Below are 533 nucleotides of genomic sequence, written 5' to 3' on the forward strand. Positions count from 1 at the left end.
ATCTTTAGAGCAGTCTGCCAATGTGGCGCACTGAGCTGTAGTATCAGCTCGCGTGGATGTGCCAGTCCTGTGGGTTCAATAAGCAGTCTTTGCGGGTGATGGTCACTGAGTAGACGACTGATCGCAATTTGTAAGGGCAGCTGACTGGTACAGCAAATACAGCCGCCACTGACTTCACGCATGGCGATATTCTTTTGCTCAAAATCGTTATCTTGAGAGCTTGCCAAGAGTGCACCATCAATACCGATACGGCCAAACTCATTGATTAAGAGAGCCCAGCGCTCGTCATTAGGTTTTGTGGCAAGCATCTGATTGATGACGCTGGTTTTGCCAGCACCTAAAAACCCTGTCACTAATGTGCAGGGTATGTTTTGGAAAATAATAGGGTTTTTCACAGGTATGCTCATCATATCGGCACGTGTTTGTGAATAACCAAACACGGCCTATATTAAAAGAAATGTCATCAGCCAAAGGTTATTCACTCTTGACGGTTTCTACCTCAGCTTCATCAGGAACGAACACATAGCCCACAC

General features: G+C 46.2%; 1 protein-coding gene. It reads right to left on the bottom strand.

What is annotated here, in order from left to right:
* Positions 1–395 (bottom strand): CobW family GTP-binding protein (locus ACS8FC_RS20560; protein ID WP_439298146.1); only part of this gene is annotated, 395 nt, incomplete at its 3' end.
* Positions 396–533 lie beyond the last annotated feature (138 nt).

The sequence above is a fragment of the Psychrobacter sp. 1Y4 genome (assembly GCF_051847555.1).